We start from the raw sequence: 22,249 nt of genomic DNA on the forward strand, positions 1-22,249 counted from the left end.
CCCCGTTCTGTTGCCTGGCTCCGGCTTCGGCGTGTTCAGCGGGTTCGGCGTGTTCAGCCCTGTTGGCGCCCGCTGGTCACACGGTAAGCATCGAAGACGCCCTCGACACCGCGCACCGCCCGCAGCACGTGCCCCAGGTGTTTCGGATCGCCCATCTCGAACGTGAAGCGGCTGAGCGCCACGCGGTCGCGGCTGGTGGTCACCGACGCCGACAGGATGTTGACGTGCTGGTCGGACAGCACGCGCGTGATGTCCGACAGCAGCCGTGACCGGTCGAGCGCCTGGACCTCGATGGCGACGAGGAAAACCGAGGACGCGGTCGGCGCCCACTCCACCTCGACGATGCGTTCCGGCTGCTGCGACAGCGACTCGACGTTGCCGCAGTCCTTGCGGTGCACGGACACGCCGCTGCCGCGGGTCACGAAACCGATGATCGGATCGCCCGGCACCGGGGTGCAGCACCGCGACAGCTTGACCCAGATGTCCTCGACGCCCTTGACGATCACTCCCGGGTCGCCGCTCGCCCGGCGGGTTCGGCGGGTGGCGGTCGGGGTGGTGACCTCGGCGAGGTCTTCGGTCGCGCCCTCCTCGCCGCCGAGGGAGGCGACGAGGCGCTGCACGACATGCTGCGCCGAGACCTGTTGTTCGCCGATCGCCGCGTACAGCGCGGAGATGTCGCTGTAGCGGAGCTCGTGGGCCAGGGTGACCAGGGTGTCTCCGCTGGTCATGAGGCGCTGCATCGGCAGGTTCTGCTTGCGCATCGCGCGGGTGAGCGCTTCCTTGCCGTGTTCGATCGCCTCTTCGCGGCGCTCCTTGGAGAACCACTGGCGGATCTTGTTGCGGGCGCGCGGTGACTTGACGAAGCCGAGCCAGTCGCGGCTGGGCGCGGCCGACTCCGCCTTGGAGGTGAACACCTCGACGAGGTCACCGTTGTCGAGGCGGCTCTCCAGCGGCACGAGGCGGCCGTTGACGCGCGCGCCGATGGTGCGGTGGCCCACGTCGGTGTGGACGGCGTACGCGAAGTCCACCGGCGTCGATCCGGCGGGGAGCGCGATGACGTCGCCCTTGGGTGTGAAGACGAAGACTTCCTGCGAGGACAGGTCGAAGCGCAGCGACTCCAGGAACTCGCCCGGGTCGTCCGTCTCGCGCTGCCAGTCGAGGAGTTGGCGCAGCCATGCCATGTCGCCGACCTGGCTGTTGTCCTTCTTGGCGGCCTTGGTGTCCGCCGCGGCGCGGTTGCCGCCGACCGCTTCGGCCTTGTACTTCCAGTGCGCGGCGATGCCGTACTCGGCCCGGCGGTGCATGTCGAAGGTGCGGATCTGGAGCTCGACAGGCTTGCCCTCGGGGCCGATGACCGTCGTGTGCAGCGACTGGTACATGTTGAACTTGGGCATCGCGACGTAGTCCTTGAACCGCCCCGGCACCGGGTTCCACCGCGCGTGGATGGTGCCGAGCGCGGCGTAGCAGTCGCGTACCGAGTCGACGAGGACGCGGATGCCGACCAGGTCGTAGATCTCCGCGAAGTCCCGGCCGCGGACGATCATCTTCTGGTAGACGGAGTAGTAGTGCTTGGGCCGCCCGGTGACGGTGGCCTTGATGCGTGCGCCGCCGAGGTCTTCCTGCACTTGGTCGATGACGACGGCGAGGTATTCGTCCCGCTTGGGGGCCCGCTCTGCGACGAGGCGCACGATCTCGTCGTACATCTTGGGGTAGAGGATGGCGAACGCCAGGTCCTCCAGCTCCCACTTGATGGTGTTCATGCCCAGCCGGTGGGCCAGCGGCGCGTAGATCTCCAGCGTCTCGCGGGCCTTGCGCTCCTGCTTCTCGCGCTTGAGGTAGCGCATGGTGCGCATGTTGTGGAGGCGGTCCGCGAGTTTGATGACCAGGACGCGGGGGTCCTTCGCCATCGCGATGACCATCTTGCGCACGGTCTCGGCCTGCGCCGCCTCGCCGAACTTGACCTTGTCGAGCTTGGTGACGCCGTCGACGAGCATCGCGACGGTGTCGCCGAAGTCGCGGCGCAGCGTCTCCAGGCCGTAGTCGGTGTCCTCGACGGTGTCGTGCAGCAGGCCGGCCATCAGCGTGGGCGGGTCCATGCCGAGCTCGGCCAGGATCGTCGCGACGGCGAGCGGGTGCGTGATGTAGGGGTCGCCGCTCTTGCGGCGCTGGCCGCGGTGCCAGCGCTCGGCGGTGGTGTACGCCCGCTCGATCTCGCGCAGGTCGGCCTTCGGGTCGTTGGCGCGCACGATGCGCAGCAGTGGCTCCAGCACCGGGTTGTAGACGCTGTTGCGCTGGACACCGAGCCGGGCGAGCCGGGCGCGGACCCGGCCGCCGGTGTCGCTGCGGAGGTTGCGCACGCGGTCCCCGCCGGTCGAGCCGCGGCGGGTCGGAGTGCGGGTCTGGACGGCGCGCGACTCGGGGCCGGCGGCTCCGGCCGCTGCGGCTCCGTGGTCGGTGGTGCCGCCCACCTCGCCGTGGGCCGGGGCCGGCGGCGGTGTGGGTGGCTGCGCGGGTGTCCCCTGCGGTTCGGGTGACGCTGGTGTCTCCGCCGCCGCGGCGGACGGCACCGCGGGTTCCGCCGGTGTCGCCGGTGTCCCCGGTGCTTGCGGGCCGGGTCCGGTGTCCCGGGTCGGGGACTCCGGGTGCGGGCGCGACGCGTCGGCACCGACCGGGCGGTCGGTGGCGGGGCCGGGCGCGGTGGCAGGCGCGTCCGGTGCTTGCCGGTGGACCCGGGCCGACGTGTCCCGCAAGGGGCCCTGGGAACGTCCCGAGGCGGGCGCTCCCGATGTCGGTGCCACGGGCACGACCTCGTCCGGCAACGGCACTCCTCCCGCCGGTGTGGTGCTGTGGTGCTGATGTGGTGTCGGTGATGTGGGGGCGGTGATGATCGTCCGAAAACCCACTTGAGCCTCCATCGTAACGAGAGTGGCCCATCGGGGGACCGCGTCCGGCGATCAGATCTCGATGAAGGAGCGCACCGCGGTGTCGGCCAGCAGGGGTTCGATCCTCGCCCGGCCGCCGAGGAAGCCGAGCTCCATCAGGACGGAGACGCCCACGACCCGGGCTCCGGCACGGCGGATGAGTTCGATCGTCGCGCCGACCGTCCCGCCCGTGGCGAGCACGTCGTCGATGACGAGGACGCGGTCACCCGCGACAAAGGCGTCCTGGTGCACTTCGAGCGTCGCGGAGCCGTACTCCAGCTCATAGTTCTCGGCGTAGGTCGCGCAGGGGAGCTTGCCCATCTTGCGGACCGGCACGAATCCGGCGCCGGTACGGAAGGCGACGGGCGCGGCGAGGATGAAACCGCGGGCCTCGATCCCGACGACCTTGTCGACGCCGACGGCGGTGCACTGGTCCGCCAGGGCCTCGACGAGGGCGCCGAAGGCCTGTTGGTCGGCGAGCAGGGGCGAGATGTCCTTGAAGACGACGCCTGGTTTGGGCCAGTCGGGGACGTCCCGGATGCGGCTTTCGAGCAGGTCGCGGAGTTCCACGGTCGGGTTTGTCCTCCCCGGAAGGCGGGTGACCGGGTGGCTGCGGCGGAGTACGGCCGCGGCCACCCGGTCACCGGTGGTCAGTGCTTGCGCTTGCCGCTCGGACGGTTGCGCGAACGGCTGCGGGACGCCTGGCGCCGTACGCCCGCCGTTCCCGTCGCCGACGTGGACCCGGACGCCGAACCGGCGGCGGCGGGCTCGGCACCACCGGGGTTCGCCTCGTCGGCGTCGGACTGCCCGCCGCGTTCCCCGGTCTCGGCGTTCTTCGCCGCCGCCCTCTCCTGGGCCGCGCGGTGTTGCGCGACGCGCTTGGCGAGCTGCCGCATCTCCGGCGTGCGCTCCTTCAGGTCGGCGTACATCGGCGTCGCGATGAAGATCGACGAGAAGGCGCCGGCGGCGAGGCCGACGAACAGCGACAGGGCGATGTCCTTCAGCATGCCCGCGCCGAGAATGCCACCGCCGACGAACAGCAGCGCACCGACCGGCAGGAGGGCGACGACCGTGGTGTTGATGGACCGCACCAGGGTCTGGTTCAGGCCGCGGTTGGCGGCCTGACTGAAGGTGATCTTGTTCTGCTTGGTGATGCCCCGCGTCGTCTCCTTGACGGTGTCGAACACGACGACGGTGTCGTAGAGCGAGTAGCCCAGGATGGTCAGCAGGCCGATGACCGTGCCGGGCGTGACCTCGAATCCGATCAGGGCGTACACGCCGACCGTGATCACGATGTCGTGGATCAGTGCGATGAACGACGCGACGGCCATGCGCCATTCGAAGGCGAACGTCAGATAGATGACCACGAGGATCATGAAGATGATCAGGCCTTGCAGGGCCTTCTTGGAGATCTCTTCACCCCAACTGGGGCCCACCAGTTCGCTGTTGATGTCACTCGGGGCCACCCCGAGGTCCCTGCTGAGCGCCTGGGTGATCTCGTTGAAGTTCGCGGTGTCCTTGCTGGCGATCTGGATGCGGACCTGGTCGCCGCCGACCTTCTGCACGATCGGCTCGTGGCCTTGGGTGAACGGCTCTATGGCGTCGTGCGCCTGCGCGACGGTGATGCCTTCCTTCTTGACGGTGTAGACCGCACCGCCTTCGAACTCGATGCCGTACGACAGACCGCGGCCGAGCCACCCGCCCAGGGCGAGGAGCAGGATGACCGCGGAGGTCATGTACCAGATCTTCTTGCGGCCGACGAAGTCGAACTCGACATCGCCGTTGTACAGCCGGTGGCCGACGTTGCGCAGATCGGAGAGGCGTGACATCAGGCCTCCTTGGGCTCGACGGTGGGCCGGGGCCGCCGCGTCGCGCGGTACGCGAGAGGCCGTTTGGCTCCCAGGCGCGCCGGGTCGAGGCCGGACCACGGGTGGCCGGACGCGAAGAACTTCTTGCGCGCCAGGATCACCATCAGCGGCTTGGTGAACAGGAACACCACGACGATGTCGAGCAGCGTGGTCAGGCCGAGCGTGAACGCGAAGCCCTTGACCTTGCCGACCGACACCCAGTACAGGACGGCGGCGGCGAGGAACGACACGAAGTCGGACACGAGGATGGTGCGGCGGGCACGCGGCCAGGCACGGGCGACGGCCGGCTGGAGCGACTTGCCCTCGCGCACCTCGTCGCGGATGCGCTCGAAGTAGACGATGAACGAGTCCGCGGTGATGCCGATGGCGGCGATCGCGCCGCAGACCGCAGGAAGGTTCAGCGCGAAGCCGATACCCCTGCCGAGCAGGCACATGACCGCGTACGTCAGCAGCCCGGAGACGAGGAGGCTGACGAGGCTGACCACACCGAGTCCGCGGTAGTACATGATCGAGTACAGCGCGACCAGGAACAGGCCGATCGCACCGGCGATGAGGCCGCCGCGCAGTTGGTCGGAGCCGAGTGCGGCCGAGACCGTGCTGACCTCACTCTGGGTGAAGGAGAGCGGCAGCGCGCCGTACCTCAGGATGTTGGCGAGGCCCTTGGCCTCGCCGCGGCTGAAGTCGCCGGTGATGACCGCCTGGCCGCCGGGGAGCTCCTGGTCGACTGTGGGGGCCACGACGACCGTACCGTCCAGTTCGACCGCGAAGCGGTTCGTCGGGTACTGGCCGGCTGCGAGGTCGCCGGTGATCTGAGTGAACTTGCCGGTGCCCGTGCCGTCGAAGTCCAGGGCGACCTGCCAGCCGCCCGCCTGGCCCTGCGGGGGCAGCTGCGCTTCCGAGGAGTCCAGATCGGTGCCGTCGATCGCGGCGGCGCCGAGGATGTACTTCTGGATCTGGCCGTCGGACTCCTCCGAGTCGCACACGACGACGGGCTTGTCGCGGAGGGTCTCCTCGCCGATGCCGCGTTGGGCCGGGTCCGAGCAGTTGAGCGCCGCGTACTCGGCCTGCTGCTCGGGAGTCACGCCGTACGCCGCGAGGTCGTTGCCCGCGCCCGTCGCCGCCGGGTCGGTGGCCTGCGTCATGTCTATCGGCGGCGGGGTGGTGGCGGGCACGGCCGGGGTGCTCGCGGCCGGCGGTGTGACCGGCGCGGGCGGGGTGGCCTCCGGGAGGTTCGGAATGACCCGGCTCTGCGGAGTGGCGGAGGTCGACGCCTTGGCCGTGGCGCTCGCCGAGGACGCGGAACTCGCACTGGAGCTCGCGGTCGGCGACGCGGGCGGCGGGGACGTGGCGGCGCCCTGGCCCTGCACCGACGCGGTCGGGGAGACCGCCGGCGGCGAGGATGGCGGCGGAGTCGAGGCCGTCGAGGTGGGTGGCGGCGACGCGGTGTTCTGCGGCTTGGTGACCGTCTGCGACTCGGCGGCCAACACCGGCCGGAAGTACAGCTTGGCGGTCCGGCCGACCTGCTCGACGGCTTCCTGCTCGCCCTCGCCCTTCGGGATGTTGATGACGATGTGGTCGTCGCCCTGGGTCTGGACCTCGGCCTCGGAGACGCCGAACGCGTTGACACGGTCGCGGATGATCGACACCGCGGTGTCCATGTTGCGCGGGTTGATCGCAGCGCTGTCGCCCTGCTCCGGCCTGGCCTGGAGCGTCACGCTCGTACCGCCCGCGAGGTCGATGCCGAGGCGCGGTGTCGTGTCACCCGTCGCGAACATGAGCCCATACAGGGCGGCGATGACCACCGTGATGAAGACCAGGGCCCGCCCCGGGTGCCCGCGCGTACTTGATTTCGGTGCTGCCACCTTCGCCCATCTCCCTGTCGGTGTCGCCCGGCGCACTCCACCGGTCACGACACAGCACCCGGCCCCTTGACCGGGTGCATACGTGGCCTGGACCTGACTCTATTGCCGACGACGCCCTGGGAACGACGGCCCCGCAGCCGTCGTCGCCCGGCGAAACAGCCCTACTGGCGCGGCTGTTCGCCGTCGGTGTCGCCGTCGTCCCGGGTCGAACCGCCTTCCGGCTTCTTGTCCAGGTCGACCCCGTCGGCATCGCTGCCGCCGTGGGTGCCGTCCTCGTCCGAGTCCCCGTCGTGGCCGCCGTCGTGGTCGCCGTGGTCCTCGTCGTCACCGGTGCTGAGCACCGCCGCGATGGCGCTCTTGAGGTACCGGCAGTGGACACCGGGCGCGATCTCCAGGATGACGGAGTCGTCCTCGACCTCGCTGACGGTGGCGAACAGACCCGCGATCGTGCGGACCTCGGATCCGGGACGCAACGACTGCTGCGTCTGCATCGCCTCCTGCTGGCGCTTCTTCGCCGGTTTGATCATGAAGAAATAGATCACGACGAAGATGAGCAGGATGGGCAGAAGGCTGAGGATGTCCACGGCTGGAAACGGTTCCTTTCCGGTGCCGCTCGGCGGCTCGGATCATGGGGTGATCAAGGCCGACGTGTGGCCTCGGCGGAGTCTAGACGGACGGATACACAAGGAACAACGATCCGTCGGCCCAGGCGTTCCCGGGCACCGGCCCCGGATGCGCGACAGGCTCCGCGGCGGTCACTCCGCCGTCGGCACCGCACCGGTTCCGGGCACGGACCCTTCGTCACCGAACAGTCCCTGCTGGGCGCTACGCCCCGACTGTCCGCTCGCGACCCCTTGCGGAGGGGCCAGTCCCAGGTGCCGCCACGCCGCCGCCGTCGCGACCCGGCCCCTGGGCGTACGCGCGAGAAGGCCGCTGCGGACCAGGAACGGCTCGGCCACCTCCTCCACGGTCTCGGTCTCCTCCCCGACCGCGACCGCGAGCGTCGACAGCCCGACCGGGCCGCCGCCGAAGAGGGTCACCAGCGCGTGCAGCACCGCGCGGTCGAGCCGGTCGAGACCCTGCGCGTCGACCTCGTACACATCCAGGGCGAGCGCGGCGACCTCCCGCGTCACCTCGCCGTCCGCCCGCACCTGCGCGTAGTCCCGGACGCGTCGCAGCAGCCGGTTGGCGATGCGCGGCGTGCCACGTGCGCGCCCGGCGATCTCGGCGGCTCCGTCGTCGTGGATCGGCACGTCGAGCAGCCGGGCCGAGCGGTGCAGCACGCGCTCCAGTTCGTGCGGCGCGTAGAAGTCCAGGTGGCCGGTGAACCCGAAGCGGTCGCGCAACGGCGGCGGCAGCAGGCCCGCGCGGGTGGTCGCGCCGACGAGGGTGAACGCCGGGAGTTCGAGCGGGATCGCGGTCGCACCGGGGCCCTTGCCCACGATGATGTCGACGCGGAAGTCCTCCATGGCCATGTACAGCATCTCTTCTGCGGGCCTCGACATGCGGTGGATCTCGTCGAGGAACAGCACCTCGCCCTCCGCGAGCGACGACAGGATCGCGGCGAGGTCGCCCGCGTGCTGGATCGCCGGCCCCGAGGTGATGCGGATCGGGGCACCCATCTCCGCGGCGATGATCATCGACAGCGTGGTCTTGCCGAGCCCGGGCGGCCCGGACAACAGCACGTGGTCGGGTGCCGCCCCACGCGCCCGGGCGGCCCGCAGCACCAGCGAAAGCTGCTCGCGGACGCGTTCCTGCCCGATGAACTCGTCGAGGCTCTTCGGTCGCAGCGCGGCCTCGACCGCCTGGTCCTCACCGTCCGCCTCGGCGGTCACCAGGCGGTCCCCGTCGTGCGTCATGCCGTTCCGCCCCTGTGGTCGTGATCGCGTGCCGGTCTGTCGTGTACGCCGCGTGCGCCGCGTCGAGCCGGGTTGCCGCCCCTGCCCGCCGGCCATCCTTGCGTACGTCGCCGACAGCGGGCGCGGTATACCGCCGGCGCACCGCGGGGCCAGGCTGCCACCGGCGGCCGAGCCGGGTCCCGTCGGCCCGACGACACCGCGAAATGCTCAGCACATGAAGGGAATCGGCCCTCCCGCCGGCATGCCGTCAGGGCCTCGGCGGGGGAACCGGAAATCGCCATGGGCACGCCCGACGCCGCAGCGCGAAGCACCCCGTCGGGCACCTGCCATGCGGCACCGGGCGCCACGGGAGTTCCGCGGGGAGCTTGTCGGGCACCTCGGGGCCTCGGCCGCCGGTGGCCCGTCACCGCACGCGCGGCACCGCAGACCGCTTCCGGACGCTCCCGTCCCGTCCGCAATCCGGTCACCGCCGGTTCAGGCCGCGCAACGCCGAGCGCAGCAGCGTCCCGATATCGGGTTCCCCGCCCGCGGCGGTCGCGGCGTCGGCGTCAGGGGCGACGGCGTCGACCGCTTCGTCCGCCTCGCGTGCGGCGTAGCCGAGGCCGACGAGAGCGGTGTGCAACTGGTCGCGCCAGGAGGCCGGACCCCGGACGGCACCGGGTGCGGTGGTGCCGGTGGGCGCTCCGAGACGGTCCTTGAGCTCGATGAGGAGTTTTTGCGCGCCCTTTTTGCCGATCCCCGGGACCGCGGTGAGGGCTTTCTCGTCGCCGCCCGCAACCGCCGCGCGCAGGGCGTCGGGGCTGTGGACCGCCAGCATCGCCTGCGCGAGGCGCGGGCCGACGCCGCTCGCGGTTTGCAGCAGCTCGAAGGTGGTGCGCTCGTCGTCGTCGGCGAACCCGTACAGCGTCAGGGAGTCCTCGCGGACGACCAGGCTCGTGGCCAGCCGCGCGTGGTCGCCGACCCGGAGGCCGGCCAGGGTGCCGGGCGTGCACAGGACGGCCATGCCGACGCCGCCGACCTCGACGACGGCGAGTTCCGGACCGAGTGCGGCGACGGTGCCGCTGACGAAGGCAATCACGGGGTCATCCTTGCGTACCGCGCGGCAGGCGCGGGGACGGTGTGCGGGCGGCGGCGACGGCCGCGGCAAGGCGGTTGGTGGCGGCGCCGCGCCAGATGTGGCAGATGGCGAGGGCGACGGCGTCGGCCGCGTCGGCGGGCTTGGGCGGCGAGTCGAGCCGCAGGATGCGCGCGACCATGGTTCCGATCTGCGCTTTGTCGGCGCGACCGCTGCCGGTGACCGCTGCCTTGACCTCGCTGGGGGTGTGCATCGTGACGGGCAGTCCGCGGCGCGCGGCGCACACAATCGCGACGGCCGACGCCTGGGCGGTGCCCATGACGGTGCGCACGTTGTGCTGACTGAACACGCGTTCAACGGCGACGCAGTCCGGCCGGTGCCTGTCGAGCCATTCCTCGATGCCTTGCTCGACGGCGAGCAGCCGCGCGTCGATCGGATCGTCCGCCGGCGTACGCACCACCCCGGCCTCGACCATGCGCAACGGCCGGCCGACACCGCCTTCGACGACGCCGAGCCCGCACCGGGTCAGCCCCGGGTCGACTCCGAACACCCGCACCCGCAACCCCCTCCCGATACGAACACTTGTTCGTCGGCCGCGACCGACCCTAGCGAAGAACACCGCCACCGCAGCCGAGCCACGCCGGGACCGGCCCCGGCGAAGCGACCGCGAGACCACCGCGAACCCGGGCAAACGCCGACCCGGCGTACCCTGGTCGGCATGCCCACTGTCCCCGACCCCGCGCCGCCGCCGGACGCCATCGCTCCCGCGACGGATGTCGCGACCGAGCGTGCGAGTGGTCCGGCGACCGATCCGGCACGCGCCGACATCGCGTCGCGCGACGACATCGTCCTGCTGCTCGAAGACTTCTACACCGCGGCCTTCGCCGACGACCTGCTCGGACACGTGTTCCTCGACGTCGCGCGGATGGATCTTGAGGCGCACCTCCCCCGCCTCGCGGACTTCTGGGAGGTGGCGCTGCTGCGGCGCGGGAGCTATCGCGGCAACGCCTTGCAGCCGCACCAGACGCTGCACGCGCAATTCCCCCTCACCGCAGCGCACTTCACGCGCTGGACACAGCTTTGGGCGAACACCGTCGGCGCGCGTTTCACCGGGCCGGTGGCTCGCCGCGCGGTCGTGCAGGCCGAGCGCGTCGCCGCCGCGATGCGCAAGCGCCTGGAGATTCCCGACGACGGGCAGCAGCCCTGGGCACCGGGTCCGGAGGGGCGTACGCAGCTTCCCCTCAGCGCGCGGCGGTGACCCCTCCCCCGCCGACCTGACGGTACGTCCGATAACACCGCGGTGACGGCCCGGTCACCATCGATCTCCGGCACCGGCCCTCGGCCCCGGACCCGCACCGGCGCCGGAACCCGCGACGCTAGGCTGTGTCCGCCGCCGTGTCCGCTTGATCACTCCGGGCACCTCGGCATCCGTCGGCCCCGCCGCGCACGCGCGGCAGCACGCCGCAACCCGCCACGAGGAATCCCGGAAGGGCCGCCCATGCCGTCACCGTCCACCCCGGTCGCCCCGGACGCGGCGGCCAAGCTGCCTGCCGATCCGACGTCCCGGGGCACGGATCCCAGGGAGCGGCTGCGGAGGGCGGCGCTGGCGGGTGGGCGGCGGTTCCGGACGGCGATCCGCCCGGCTCTCCCAGCGATCATCGGCTACCTGATCGCCCGCGCGATCAACCTCGTCGTCCTGGCGTTGATGGCCCGCGCGGCGAACAAGCCGTTCTGGTCGATGGTCGGCTCCTGGGACGGCAAGTGGTTCCGGGACATCGCCGATTTCGGCTACGTCGACAAACTCCCGGTGTCCCCGGCGGGCAAACCGTACTGGGTCAACGTCGAGTTCTTCCCGGGCTATCCCTATCTGGTCCGGCTGGTCTCCAACCTCACCGGCCTCAGCAGCCTCAACGCCGGCATGCTCGTCACCCTCGTGGCCGGCGCGGTCAGCGCCTGGGGTGTCTACGCACTCGGCCGGGAGCTGACCGGCAGCCATCGCACGGCGACGATCTTCGCGCTGCTGTGGGCGGCGGCGCCCGGTTCGATGGTCCTGACGATGGTCTACTCCGAGGCGCTGTTCGTCGCGTTCGCCTCGTGGGGCCTGCTGGCGATCATAAGGCGGCAGTGGACCAGGGCCCTGGTGCTGTGCCTGCTCGCCGGCCTCACCCGCAACACGGCGTTCGCGGTGGTCGCGGCCCTCGGCGTGGCCACGCTCCAGATCGTCTTCAGCCGGCGCGACGACGGCACGCGCGTGGGCCTGCTGGGCCCCGAGGCACGGCGTCCGATCGTGGCGACCGTGCTCGCTCCGCTCGGCGTGGTCGGGTTCATCGTGTGGGTCGGCGTGATCGGCAAGCGCTGGGACGCGTGGTTCTGGATCCAGGACAAGGCGTTCAATCTGCGCTTCGACTTCGGCGTGAGCACTGTCCAGTGGATGCACAAATACCTGACCCACCTGGGCCGCCCGATCTACGTCGTGTGCACCTTCGTGATCATCTTGTCGGTCGCGCTGATGGTGTGGTCGTTCCGCAACCGCAAGGTCCCGCTGCCGATCCACATCTACGGCGGCGTCGTGATGTTCCTCGCACTCACGACGAGCAACGGCTGGTTCTTCCAGTCGAAGCCGCGGTTCATGCTCCCGGCCTTCACGATCTCGCTGCCGCTCGCGGTGCTGATGGCCCGCTGGCCGCGCAAGGTCGCGGGAGTGCTGCTGGTCGCGGGGGCGGTGTTCTCGGGCTGGTACGTCGCCTACCTGGTGTACGTCGTCGACACCAACCCCTGACCGGTGTGCCCCCGGGATGCCGAAGGGGCCGCCGCATACTGCGGTCGGCCCCTTTCGCACGTGGTCCCCGCGCAGGGGTGCGGCTTCGCGGATCAGGCCTCGATCTTCTCCATGACGTCGTCGGACACGTCGAAGTTCGCGTAGACGTTCTGCACGTCGTCGGAGTCCTCCAGCGCCTCGATCAGCCGGAAGATCTTGCGCGCGCCGTCCTCGTCGAGCTCGACGGTGACGCTCGGCAGGAAGTTGGCCTCGGCCGAGTCGTAGTCGATGCCCGCGTCCTGGAGTGCCGTGCGCACCGGGATGAGGTCGCCCGCCTCGCTGACCACCTCGAACGACTCGCCGAGGTCGTTGACCTCTTCGGCACCCGCGTCGAGCACCGCGCCGAGCACGTCGTCCTCGCTGAGGCCGTTCTTCGGCACGATCACGACGCCCTTGCGAGAGAACATGTACGCCACCGAACCCGGGTCGGCCATCGATCCGCCGTTGCGGGTCATCGCGACGCGCACGTCGGACGCCGCGCGGTTGCGGTTGTCGGTCAGGCACTCGATGAGCACCGCGACGCCGTTCGGACCGTAGCCCTCGTAGGTGATCGACTGGTAGTCCGCGCCGCCGGCCTCGGCTCCCGACCCGCGTTTGACCGCGCGGTCGATGTTGTCGTTGGGGACCGAGCTCTTCTTCGCCTTCTGGATGGCGTCGTACAGCGTCGGGTTTCCCGAAATGTCACCGCCGCCGGTGCGCGCCGCCACCTCGATGTTCTTGATGAGCTTGGCGAAAAGCTTTCCGCGCTTGGCGTCGATGACGGCCTTTTTGTGCTTGGTGGTCGCCCACTTTGAGTGGCCGGACATCCGCCTCTACTCCTTCTCGTCACCTGCTTCGTGCGCGGCCCGGAGGCCACCTGCCAAAGATCCTACCGACGCGTGCGTGCCGCGATTCACACCGTGCTCCGGCCCGCAGGGCAGACGGTGCACGCCGGTCACAGCGCGGCGCGGACCATCGCGACGAAATACTCGTGCACGCGGCGGTCGCCCGTCAGCTCGGGGTGGAAGGCGGTGGCGACGAGGTTGCCCTGCCGGACGGCGACGATGCGGCCGGCGTGCGGTTCGGCGTCGAGCGTGGCCAGCACCTCGACGCCGGTGCCGACCGACTCGACCCACGGGGCGCGGATGAACACCCCGTGCACGGGCGCTTCCGGGGTGGGGGCGAACGCGACGTCCGCCTCGAAGGACTGGTTCTGTCGGCCGAAGGCGTTGCGGCGGACGGTCATGTCGATGCCGCCGACCGTCTCCTGGTCAGGGCGGCCGTCGAGGATCTTGTCGGCGAGCATGATCATCCCGGCGCACGAGCCGTAGACGGGCATGCCGTCCCGTACCCGGGCGCGGAGCGGCTCCAGCAGCCCGAAGGACACCGCGAGCTTGGACATCGTGGTCGACTCGCCGCCGGGTATGACCAGCGCGTCGACCTCCGCGATCTCGTGTGCTTTGCGCACGGGTCGGGCGAGCGCGCCGGCCTCGGCGAGGGCGGCGGCGTGTTCGCGGACGTCGCCTTGGACGGCGAGTACGCCGATCGTGGGGTCGCCGATCGTGGGAGAAGGCACAGGGGACCTCGGAAGTTCGTCACGTGCCCGGCCGGTTCGTCGCCGGCCGGGGAGGGTCGTCGGCTCGCACCGCGGCGCGGCCCGCCGCACGGGTGCCTGTCCGGTGGATCTCCGCGGGACGCGGTACTGCCGTGCCGACCTCGGTCGGCGGCGCGTGCCCACGCCGTTGCGGGCGCCTCGGAAGCCCCGGCGGGCCGGGCGCAAGGGCACCGGCCGGGCGGGGGCTCAGGGTTCCGCGCCCTGCCGTCCCGCGCTGCCGGACGCGGCCGGCGTTCCGGGTGCCGCGCGGGGAGATCCATCCGACAGACCCAGGCGTGCGTGAGGGTTCGCGGGTGTGTGCGCCGCGGTGCGGCCGTGCCGGTGCCGCGGCCGCGGGGGGAGTCGCACGGGGCCTCGGCGGGCCACCGGAGCCGCCGCGCGGCGCTCGGCAGGCCCGGCGCGACTGGCGGTGAATCCTCCCGGTCACGGCACCGGCGCGCCGTCACCAGCCGCGGCCGGCGTAGCGCTCGTTGTCCGGCAGCGTGTCGATGTTGATGCCGACCATGGCCTCGCCGAGCCCGCGGGAGACCTTGGCGATGATCTCCGGGTCCTCGAAGTGCAGCGTGGCGTCCACGATGGCCTTGGCGCGCTTGGCCGGGTCGCCGGACTTGAAGATGCCGGAGCCGACGAAGACGCCCTCGGCGCCGAGCTGCATCATCATCGCCGCGTCGGCCGGGGTGGCGATCCCGCCCGCGGTGAACATGACGACCGGCAGCTTGCCGAGGCCGGCGACCTCCTTGACCAGGGCGTACGGAGCCTGGAGGTTCTTGGCGGCGACGAACAGCTCGTCCTCGTCGAGACCGGCGAGCTTCTTGATGTCGCCGAGGATCGTACGCATGTGGCGGGTCGCCTCGACGACGTTGCCGGTGCCGGCCTCGCCCTTCGAGCGGATCATCGCCGCGCCCTCGGCGATGCGCCGCAGGGCCTCGCCGAGGTTGGTGGCGCCGCACACGAACGGGGTCGTGAACTTCCACTTGTTGATGTGGTTGACCTCGTCGGCCGGGGTCAGGACCTCGGACTCGTCGATGTAGTCGACACCGAGCGCCTGGAGAACCTGGGCCTCGACGAAGTGGCCGATGCGGGCCTTGGCCATGACCGGGATCGAGACGGCCTCGATGATGCCGTCGATCATGTCGGGGTCGGACATGCGCGCGACACCGCCGTCCTTGCGGATGTCGGCGGGCACGCGTTCGAGGGCCATGACCGCGACGGCGCCGGCGTCCTCGGCGATCTTGGCCTGTTCGGGCGTGACCACGTCCATGATCACGCCGCCCTTGAGCTGCTCGGCCATGCCGCGCTTGACCAGTTCGGTGCCGGTCCTGGGGGCGCTGCCGGACGACTCGGGGCTTGCGGGGGTGGTGGACACGCTTGACCTCACACGACGGGGATGACGTTGCCGTTCCATCGTACGAGTGAACGGGCCCACCGTTTTGCGCCACTCTGGGGGCGAAAAACCGGACCACTTTGCGTGCCCGACGCCTCTGCGCCACCGCGCGTTCCGGCGCAGGGACCGGTTCGGCCCCCATGCGGAGGCCTGTCAGGGCGCCGCTGTGCCGCCCGGAAGCAGCGTCGGCGGCTCCTCGTCGTCCATCTCGAAGGTCACCGGGTACGGGGCGTGCCCCGCGAGCCGCAGGTAGCGCACGAGCCGGTGCCGGCGCACCGCCCGCGCGGAGCGGACGGCGTCGTTGTGGAAGCGCCGGGCCATGGGCACGCGGCGCACCGCTGTCTGGAGTTCGCCGATCAGTTCGTCGCCGCCCATCCGGCCGCGCAGGTCCTCGACCTGTTCGGGTTCCCCGAAGACGATGCGCAGCGCCCGGGTCAACTCGCTCTCCGCCATTTCGCGATCCTCCTCGGCGGCGCCGCGCGCGTCGTGGGCGGCGCCCGCGAGGACGAGGGAACTCGCCGGGTCGAGCAGGCCCGAGGTGGCGATCTCCATCGCGATGGAGGCGCGGCGTACCAGTTGCGCGTCGAGGGCGGCGCGGGTGGAGTCGACGCGGGCGTGCAGCCGGTCCAGGCGCCCGGCGGTCCAGCTCAGGTAGATGCCGATCGCCACCGCGGCGACGGCGATCCACACAAAGGTCGTCATCGGGTCAGCCCCTCGGGCCGGGAGCCGGCTCCGGCGGTGACGGTTTCGTAGACGCCGAGGATGTCGGCGCCGACGGCGGCCCAGTCGTAGCGGCGGACGTGCCGTGCCCCGATGTCACGGAGCCGGGCGCGGCGATCGGGGTCGCGCAGCAGCGCGGTGGCGGCGTCGGCGAGCGCGCCGGCGTCCTCGACCGGGAACAGCTCGCCGGCCCGGCCGCCGTCGAGGACCTGGCGGAACGCGTCGAGGTCGCTCGCGAGCACGGGCGCGCCGGCCGACATCGCCTCGACCAGGATGATGCCGAAGCTCTCGCCGCCCGTGTTCGGCGCGAGGTAGAGGTCGACGCTGCGCAGCAGGCGGGCCTTCTCCTCGTCGCTGACCATGCCGAGGAAGGTGACCTGGTCGCGCAGGCTGTCGGGCAGGTCTTCGACGGCTTCCTCGGCGTCGCCGCGTCCGGCGACCATCAGGCGGGCGCCGGGGAACGCCTCGGCGATGCGCGGGAACGCCTCCATGAGCACGGGCAGCCCTTTGCGGGGTTCGTCGATGCGTCCGATGAAGCCGAGTGTCGGGGCCGCCGGGGTGCCCTGCCAGTCGGGTTCGGTCGCGGCGTCGGCGAAGAAGGCGACCTCGACGCCGTTGGGGATCACGACCGCGTCGCCGCCGAGGTGTTCGACGAGGGTGCGGCGCGCGTACTCGCTGACCGCGATGCGCGCGCTGATCTTCTCCAGCGCGGGTTGCAGGATCGGGTACGCCGCGATCATCGCCCGCGACCGGGGGTTGGACGTGTGGAACGTCGCCACGACCGGCCCGGACGCCGCCCAGCAGGCGAGCAGCGACAGGCTGGGCGTGGCGGGCTCGTGGATGTGCAGGACGTCGAAGTCGCCGTCGTGGATCCAGCGGCGCACCCGGGCAGCGGACAGGAAGCCGAAATTGAGGCGCGCGACGGAGCCGTTGTAGCGGACCGGGACGGCCCGCCCGGCGCCGACCACGTAGGGCGGCAGCGGGGTGTCGTCGTCGGCGGGGGCCAGGACCGACACGTCGTGGCCTCGTGCGATGAGCCAGTTGGCGAGGTCGCGCACGTGGTACTGCACCCCGCCCGGCACGTCCCAGGAGTAGGGGCAGACCACGCCGATCCTCACGCGGCGCTCCCCGACCCGGGGGTGCCGGTCGCGGGGCCGCCCGGCCGGCGGTCGCCCGGGGTCGGCCGGCCCTCGATCCTCGCGAGCCGTTCGGCGTCGAGGTCGGCCAGCCACAGGCGTTGCAGCATGTGCCAGTCCTGGGGGTGTTCGCGGATTCCGGCGGCGAACGCGTCGGCGACTTCCTGTGTCATCGCCGCGATACGGCTCTTGCGGTCGCCCTCCTCGGGCACCGCGACGACGGGGTGAAGGGTCGCGTGGATGCCGGTCTCGCGGTATGCGAGGGTGGCCGGGATCAGCGCGGCGCCCGTCTGGATCGCCAGCGCGGCGGGCCCGGCCGGCATGCGCGTTTGTTCGCCGAAGAAGTCGACCGGGACGCCGCTGCGGGTCAGGTCGCGGTCGGCGAGGAGGCAGATCAGGCGGCCTTCGCGCAGGCGCCGGGCGAGAACCCCGAAGATATTGGCGTCGCCGCCGGTGAGCGGCAGGACCTCCATGCCGAGGGATTCGCGGTAGGCCACGAACCGGTCGAACAGGGCCTCGGGTTTCAGCCGCTCGGCCACCGTGGTGAAGGGGTAGCCGCGTACGGTGACAGACGCTCCGGCGAGGTCCCAGTTGGCCATGTGCGGCAGCGCGATGATGACGCCCTTGCCGCGTGCCGAGGCCTCTTCCAGCCGGTCGAGGCGCGTGATCGTCATGCGCTCATGAAGGGTCTTCCGGTCCCACACCGGCAGCCGGAACGCCTCTTGGAAGTAGCGCAGGTACGACCGCATTCCCGCGCGCGAGGTCTTCCGGATCTCGTCGTCGTCCGCGTCCGGAAGCACCCGCCGAAGGTTGGCCTCCAACTGCGTGACGCCGGCGCCCTTGCGGTACCAGACCACGTCGGCGGCTGCGGTGAACGCGGCGCGCGTGACCTTCTCCGGCAGCCACTTGACCAGCGACCAGCCCAGGCCGAACCCCGCGTCGACCAGGCGCTGTTTCACGCTGTGCCACCGCCTTCCGGGGTCGCGCCCGGCCTGGTCATCTCCAGGCCGTCGGCCTCGCGGCGCACCGCGAGCATGCGCTGGAAAACGGTGACGAAGCTGCCGACCGCGATGGCCCACAGGGCGACTTCCTGGATGTACGGCACGCCCAGCCCGGCGAACCCGGTCGCGACGAGCACGCCGACGAGGCGTTCGGCGCGTTCGACGAGGCCGGACACGTCGCATTTGAGGCCCAGGCTTTCGGCGCGGGCCTTGGTGTAGGAGACGACCTGGCCGGAGGCGAGGCAGAAGACGCAGAGCACGGCGAGCCGCAGGTTGTCGCCGTCTCCGGCGAACCACACCGCGAGCGCGCCGAAGATCGCGGCGTCCGCGACGCGGTCGAGGGTCGAGTCCAGGAACGCGCCCCACTTGGTCGACCGGCCGATCTGGCGGGCCATGTTGCCGTCGACCAGGTCGGAGAAGATGAACGCGGTGATCACCAGCGTCCCGACGAAGAAGTGTCCGAACGGGAAGAACACCAGCGCGCCGGCGACGACGCCGAGCGTTCCGATGAGCGTGACGGTGTCTGGGCTGACCCCTTTGCGGACGAGGAAGCTCGCGAACGGATTGAGCACGCGGGTGAAGAACGCGCGTGCGTATTTGTTGAGCATCGCCTTCCCGAAGGATCGCCTGGGGACCGCCTGGAACGCGGGCGCCGCGGGATCCCCCGGGATCCCCGCCGCGTCCGCCCGGTGACGCCATCGTACTGACGCGGCCCGGCCCGGTGTCCCCGCGTGGGCGGGCCGCCGCAGTGGTCGGGGCCGCGTTCCGGGCGGAGACTTGAACCGGAGCGTCGCACAGTCTTGTGCTCGCCCCGCTTTGGGCGGAAAGCTGCCCGTGAGGAACCGGATGTGCGGACCAAATAGGCCGACTCCCGGCCTACCCGCACCTCCACGACGGACGAGGAGGTGGGCGCATTGGCGGACAGGTCTGGTGGTTCAACCGGGGCCGCAGGCGTAGGCCCTGCCGTGGACGGCCCCGACAGGGTGCGCAACGTCGTGCTCGTCGGCCACACGGGCGCCGGAAAGACGACGCTCGTGGAGTCCCTGCTCGTGGCGACCGGAACCATCACGCGCCCCGGTCGCGTCGAGGACGGGACGACGGTGTCCGATTTCGAGGACATCGAGCACCGTCAGCACCGCTCGGTGGGGCTGTCGGTCGCGCCGGTCGAGTTCGACGGTGCCAAGATCAATCTGTTGGACACCCCCGGGTACGCGGACTTCGTCGGCGACCTGCGGGCCGGTCTCCGCGCCGCCGACGCGGCGCTTTTCGTCGTCTCGGCGGCCGACGGCGTCGACGGTTCGACGCGCATGCTGTGGGACGAGTGCGCGGCGGTCGGGATGCCGCGGGCGATCGTGGTCACCAAACTCGACTCGGCGCGTGCCGACTTCGACGAGGTCACCGCGGTCTGCCAGGACGCGTTCGGTGACGGCGACTCGGACCGGGTGTTGCCGCTGTACCTGCCGGTGCACGACGGCGACGGTTCGGTGGCCGGCCTTATGGGGCTGCTCACCCAGCGCGTGTACGACTACTCGTCCGGCACGCGTGAGGTCCGCGACCCCGAGCCGGAGCACCTTCCCCTGATCGAGGAGGCCCGCAACCGCCTCATCGAGGCCGTCATCGCGGAGAGCGAGGACGAGACCCTGATGGACCGCTACCTCGGCGGCGAGGAGGTGGACGTCGACACGCTTGTGGCCGACCTTGAGGTGGCCGTCGCGCGCGGGTCGTTCTACCCGATCCTGGCGTCGTCGACGGTCAACGGGCTCGGCTCGGTGGAGCTGCTGGAGGGCGTCGTCCGCGCCTGCCCCTCGCCGCCCGAGCACGAGGTGCCGCCGGTCACGACGATCGAGGGCAAGCCGCGCGAGCCGCTGACCTGCGATCCCGAGGGCCCGCTGGTCGCCGAAGTGGTCAAGACGACGTCGGACCCGTACGTCGGCAGGATCAGCCTCGTACGCGTGTTCTCCGGGACGCTGCGCCCGGACATGACCGTGCACGTGTCCGGCCACGGGCTGGCCGATCGCGGGCACGAGGACCACGACGTCGACGAGAAGATCGGCGCGCTGTCGTCGCCGCTCGGCAAGACGCAGCGGCAGATGAACCGCGGCATCGCGGGCGACGTCGTCGCCGTGGCGAAGCTGACGCGCGCGGAGACCGGTGACACGCTCTCCGACAAGGACACCCCGCTGCTGATGGAGCCGTGGGTGATGCCCGACCCGCTGCTGCCGGTCGCGATCGAGGCGCACAGCAAGGCCGACGAGGACAAACTGTCGCAGGGCCTGGCCCGCCTGGTCGCCGAGGATCCCACGCTGCGGCTCGAAAACAACCCGGACACACGGCAGTTGGTGCTGTGGTGCATGGGCGAGGCGCACGTCGAGGTCCTACTCGACCGGTTGCGTGCCCGCTACGGCGTTGCCGTCGACGCGGTCCCGCACAAGGTGGCGCTGCGGGAGACCTTCGCGGGCAAGGCGTCGGGGCGTGGCAGGCACGTCAAGCAGTCCGGCGGTCACGGCCAGTTCGCGGTGTGCGAGATCGAGGTCGAGCCGATGCCCAACGGCGGCGGATTCGAGTTCGTCGACAAGGTCTACGGCGGCGCGGTCCCGAAGCAGTTCATCCCGTCGGTCGAGAAGGGCGTGCGCGCCCAGATGGCCCGCGGTGTCGTGTCCGGGCACCCGGTGGTCGATCTGCGGGTGACGCTCGTGGACGGCAAGGCGCACTCGGTGGACTCGTCCGACATGGCGTTCCAGATGGCCGGGGCGCTGGCGCTGCGCGAGGCCGCGGCGGGTTCGAATGTCCATCTCCTCGAACCCGTCTCGGAGATCGGCGTCATCGTCTCCGACGACTATGTCGGCGGCGTGATGAGCGATCTGTCGTCCCGCCGCGGCCGGGTCGTGGGCACCGAACCCGTCGGCGTCGGCCGCACGCTGATCCGCGCGGAGGTCCCCGAGGTGGAGATCAGCCGGTACGCGATCGACCTGCGTTCGATCTCACACTGCACCGGCACCTTCAGCCGGTCGTACGTCCGCCACGAGCCCATGCCCCCGCAACTGGCCGCGAAGGTGAAGGCCGAGACGGCACACTGACCCGGCCTCAGAGGCCCCCGGGGGACACCGCGCGGTGTTCCCCGGCAACCCTGTGTCGCCGGCCCCGTCAGGCGGGCGGTGGCGCGGTGTTCGACCGGGCGGCTTCCGCGACCAGCTCGGACACCGTTGTGAACTCGTAGCCTTTCGCGCGCAGCCCGCTGATCATCTCCGGCAGGCCGCGCAGCGCCACGAGCCGGTCCCGGGCGCCGGTGTCGTGGGCGAGCAGTATCGTGCCCGGCAGCGCGGAGTCGACGATGTAGGTGACCAGTCCGGCCGGGTTCGCCACATACTCCGACTCGACCATTTGCAGCGACCACAGCGTCACGTCGTAGCCGAGATCGGCGGCTGCGAGGAGCGTCGTCCCGCCGAGGTGGCCGTACGGCGGCCGGAGGTGCCGCGGTTCGCGGCCCGTCACTTGCTCTATCGCGTCGTGGGCTTTCGCTATGGCGTCGTGCGCCTCGGCGCGGTCCATGCGCGCCATGTTCTCGTGCGCCCACGTGTGGTTGGCGAACTCGTGCCGGCCCGTACGCCCTTGCAGTATCCGCGCGTTGTCTCGGACCCGCTCGCCGACCATGAAGAAAGTGGCCGGCACGTCGGCCTTCCCCAGCGTGTCCAGGACCATCGGCGTCCAGTCGGGCATCGGCCCGTCGTCGAAGGTCAGCGCGATGAGCTTCTTCTCCGTGTCGACGTTCCAGTAGACGTCGACGTGCCCGTGCCGGGGCGGAGTGTGCCGGTCGGCGTGGGTGGCCGGTCCGTGGCGCGGCTGACCGCCGTCGTCGGCGAGCACCGTTTGCTCCACGGTCGCCGCCGCGGCGGCGCCGATGGCCGCACCCGCCCCGGCCAAGGACAGATTCCGCACGAAAGCACGGCGTGAACGGCTCATGGAATCAGCGCAATCCTCGGCTCGGCGGCGTCCTCGCCGACGGTGGGAGGC

19 protein-coding genes are annotated in these 22,249 nt (G+C 71.1%); 3 read left to right on the forward strand and 16 right to left on the reverse strand.

Annotated elements, in window-relative coordinates; genetic code table 11:
• Positions 1 to 53 precede the first annotated feature (53 nt).
• The 8 genes from ACRX5W_RS13150 to ruvC all read right to left on the reverse strand — a co-directional run bounded on the left by ACRX5W_RS13150 (position 54) and on the right by ruvC (position 10,141).
• Positions 54 to 2,468: a RelA/SpoT family protein gene (locus ACRX5W_RS13150; protein ID WP_436788338.1), complete on the reverse strand. Its 2,415-nt coding sequence runs from the start codon at positions 2,466 to 2,468 to the stop codon at positions 54 to 56.
• Positions 2,469 to 2,954: 486 nt separating this feature from the next.
• On the reverse strand, positions 2,955 to 3,491 hold the full coding sequence (locus ACRX5W_RS13155) for an adenine phosphoribosyltransferase (RefSeq protein WP_436788253.1): 537 nt from the start codon (positions 3,489 to 3,491) through the stop codon (positions 2,955 to 2,957).
• Positions 3,492 to 3,571: 80 nt separating this feature from the next.
• A complete protein-coding gene (gene secF, locus ACRX5W_RS13160; RefSeq protein WP_436788254.1) occupies positions 3,572 to 4,750 on the reverse strand; it encodes a protein translocase subunit SecF in 1,179 nt (392 codons plus the stop codon).
• Entirely contained in the window at positions 4,750 to 6,651 is a 1,902-nt protein-coding gene (secD, locus tag ACRX5W_RS13165; RefSeq protein ID WP_436788255.1) for a protein translocase subunit SecD, read from the reverse strand. The genes secF and secD overlap by 1 nt, the downstream gene beginning before the upstream one ends.
• Positions 6,652 to 6,812: 161 nt before the next feature.
• Positions 6,813 to 7,235, reverse strand: coding sequence for a preprotein translocase subunit YajC (gene yajC / locus ACRX5W_RS13170; protein ID WP_436788256.1), 423 nt, complete (start codon positions 7,233 to 7,235; stop codon positions 6,813 to 6,815).
• A 171-nt stretch (positions 7,236 to 7,406) separates the two neighbouring features.
• Complete coding sequence (gene ruvB, locus ACRX5W_RS13175) at positions 7,407 to 8,510, reverse strand: Holliday junction branch migration DNA helicase RuvB (RefSeq protein WP_436788257.1); 1,104 nt, start codon at positions 8,508 to 8,510, stop codon at positions 7,407 to 7,409.
• Between the two features lie 463 nt (positions 8,511 to 8,973).
• Positions 8,974 to 9,588, reverse strand: coding sequence for a Holliday junction branch migration protein RuvA (gene ruvA, locus ACRX5W_RS13180; protein WP_436788258.1), 615 nt, complete (start codon positions 9,586 to 9,588; stop codon positions 8,974 to 8,976).
• A 4-nt stretch (positions 9,589 to 9,592) separates the two neighbouring features.
• The gene (gene ruvC, locus ACRX5W_RS13185; protein WP_436788259.1) at positions 9,593 to 10,141 is read right to left on the reverse strand and encodes a crossover junction endodeoxyribonuclease RuvC; all 549 of its coding nucleotides are present in this window, start codon (positions 10,139 to 10,141) and stop codon (positions 9,593 to 9,595) included.
• A 162-nt stretch (positions 10,142 to 10,303) separates the two neighbouring features.
• Between ruvC and ACRX5W_RS13190 the strand changes: the two genes are divergently transcribed.
• Both ACRX5W_RS13190 and ACRX5W_RS13195 read left to right on the forward strand, forming a co-directional pair.
• On the forward strand, positions 10,304 to 10,843 hold the full coding sequence (locus tag ACRX5W_RS13190) for a group III truncated hemoglobin (protein WP_436788260.1): 540 nt from the start codon (positions 10,304 to 10,306) through the stop codon (positions 10,841 to 10,843).
• Positions 10,844 to 11,083: 240 nt separating this feature from the next.
• A complete protein-coding gene (locus ACRX5W_RS13195; RefSeq protein WP_436788261.1) occupies positions 11,084 to 12,364 on the forward strand; it encodes a mannosyltransferase family protein in 1,281 nt (426 codons plus the stop codon).
• A 92-nt stretch (positions 12,365 to 12,456) separates the two neighbouring features.
• Here the strand turns inward: ACRX5W_RS13195 and ACRX5W_RS13200 are convergent, their stop codons facing one another.
• The 7 genes from ACRX5W_RS13200 to pgsA form a co-directional block, all read right to left on the reverse strand.
• A complete protein-coding gene (locus ACRX5W_RS13200) occupies positions 12,457 to 13,209 on the reverse strand; it encodes a YebC/PmpR family DNA-binding transcriptional regulator (RefSeq protein WP_436788262.1) in 753 nt (250 codons plus the stop codon).
• 128 nt (positions 13,210 to 13,337) lie between these two features.
• Complete coding sequence (gene pdxT, locus ACRX5W_RS13205; protein ID WP_436788339.1) at positions 13,338 to 13,943, reverse strand: pyridoxal 5'-phosphate synthase glutaminase subunit PdxT; 606 nt, start codon at positions 13,941 to 13,943, stop codon at positions 13,338 to 13,340.
• A 496-nt stretch (positions 13,944 to 14,439) separates the two neighbouring features.
• Positions 14,440 to 15,363: a pyridoxal 5'-phosphate synthase lyase subunit PdxS gene (pdxS, locus tag ACRX5W_RS13210; RefSeq protein ID WP_436788263.1), complete on the reverse strand. Its 924-nt coding sequence runs from the start codon at positions 15,361 to 15,363 to the stop codon at positions 14,440 to 14,442.
• 171 nt (positions 15,364 to 15,534) lie between these two features.
• The gene (locus ACRX5W_RS13215) at positions 15,535 to 16,083 is read right to left on the reverse strand and encodes a hypothetical protein (protein ID WP_436788264.1); all 549 of its coding nucleotides are present in this window, start codon (positions 16,081 to 16,083) and stop codon (positions 15,535 to 15,537) included.
• Entirely contained in the window at positions 16,080 to 17,219 is a 1,140-nt protein-coding gene (locus tag ACRX5W_RS13220; RefSeq protein ID WP_436788265.1) for a glycosyltransferase family 4 protein, read from the reverse strand. The genes ACRX5W_RS13215 and ACRX5W_RS13220 overlap by 4 nt, the downstream gene beginning before the upstream one ends.
• Positions 17,216 to 18,196 carry a phosphatidylinositol mannoside acyltransferase gene (locus ACRX5W_RS13225; protein WP_436788266.1) on the reverse strand — a complete coding sequence of 327 codons (981 nt, stop codon included), beginning with the start codon at positions 18,194 to 18,196 and terminating at the stop codon, positions 17,216 to 17,218. Before ACRX5W_RS13225 ends, ACRX5W_RS13220 begins: the two co-directional genes overlap by 4 nt.
• Entirely contained in the window at positions 18,193 to 18,846 is a 654-nt protein-coding gene (gene pgsA / locus ACRX5W_RS13230) for a phosphatidylinositol phosphate synthase (RefSeq protein WP_436788267.1), read from the reverse strand. The genes ACRX5W_RS13225 and pgsA overlap by 4 nt, the downstream gene beginning before the upstream one ends.
• A 306-nt stretch (positions 18,847 to 19,152) precedes the next feature.
• On the opposite strand from pgsA, the gene ACRX5W_RS13235 reads away from it, so the two are divergent.
• Complete coding sequence (locus ACRX5W_RS13235; protein ID WP_436788268.1) at positions 19,153 to 21,315, forward strand: elongation factor G-like protein EF-G2; 2,163 nt, start codon at positions 19,153 to 19,155, stop codon at positions 21,313 to 21,315.
• A 67-nt stretch (positions 21,316 to 21,382) separates the two neighbouring features.
• Here ACRX5W_RS13235 and ACRX5W_RS13240 read toward each other — a convergent pair whose 3' ends face one another.
• Complete coding sequence (locus tag ACRX5W_RS13240; protein ID WP_436788269.1) at positions 21,383 to 22,198, reverse strand: polysaccharide deacetylase family protein; 816 nt, start codon at positions 22,196 to 22,198, stop codon at positions 21,383 to 21,385.
• Between the last annotated feature and the right edge of the window lie 51 nt (positions 22,199 to 22,249).

This window comes from Yinghuangia sp. YIM S10712 (assembly GCF_051388935.1).
Classification (GTDB): domain Bacteria; phylum Actinomycetota; class Actinomycetes; order Streptomycetales; family Streptomycetaceae; genus Yinghuangia.

What these genes read in the sequence shown, in the direction of transcription:
- ACRX5W_RS13215 (WP_436788264.1), bottom strand. Translation starts at nt 16,083, where the DNA reads ATGACGACCTTTGTGTGGATCGCCGTCGCCGCGGTGGCGATCGGCATC.
- ACRX5W_RS13200 (WP_436788262.1), bottom strand. Translation starts at nt 13,209, where the DNA reads ATGTCCGGCCACTCAAAGTGGGCGACCACCAAGCACAAAAAGGCCGTC.
- ACRX5W_RS13240 (WP_436788269.1), bottom strand. Translation starts at nt 22,198, where the DNA reads ATGAGCCGTTCACGCCGTGCTTTCGTGCGGAATCTGTCCTTGGCCGGG.
- ruvB (WP_436788257.1), bottom strand. Translation starts at nt 8,510, where the DNA reads ATGACGCACGACGGGGACCGCCTGGTGACCGCCGAGGCGGACGGTGAG.
- pgsA (WP_436788267.1), bottom strand. Translation starts at nt 18,846, where the DNA reads ATGCTCAACAAATACGCACGCGCGTTCTTCACCCGCGTGCTCAATCCG.
- ACRX5W_RS13190 (WP_436788260.1), top strand. Translation starts at nt 10,304, where the DNA reads ATGCCCACTGTCCCCGACCCCGCGCCGCCGCCGGACGCCATCGCTCCC.
- ACRX5W_RS13195 (WP_436788261.1), top strand. Translation starts at nt 11,084, where the DNA reads ATGCCGTCACCGTCCACCCCGGTCGCCCCGGACGCGGCGGCCAAGCTG.
- secF (WP_436788254.1), bottom strand. Translation starts at nt 4,750, where the DNA reads ATGTCACGCCTCTCCGATCTGCGCAACGTCGGCCACCGGCTGTACAAC.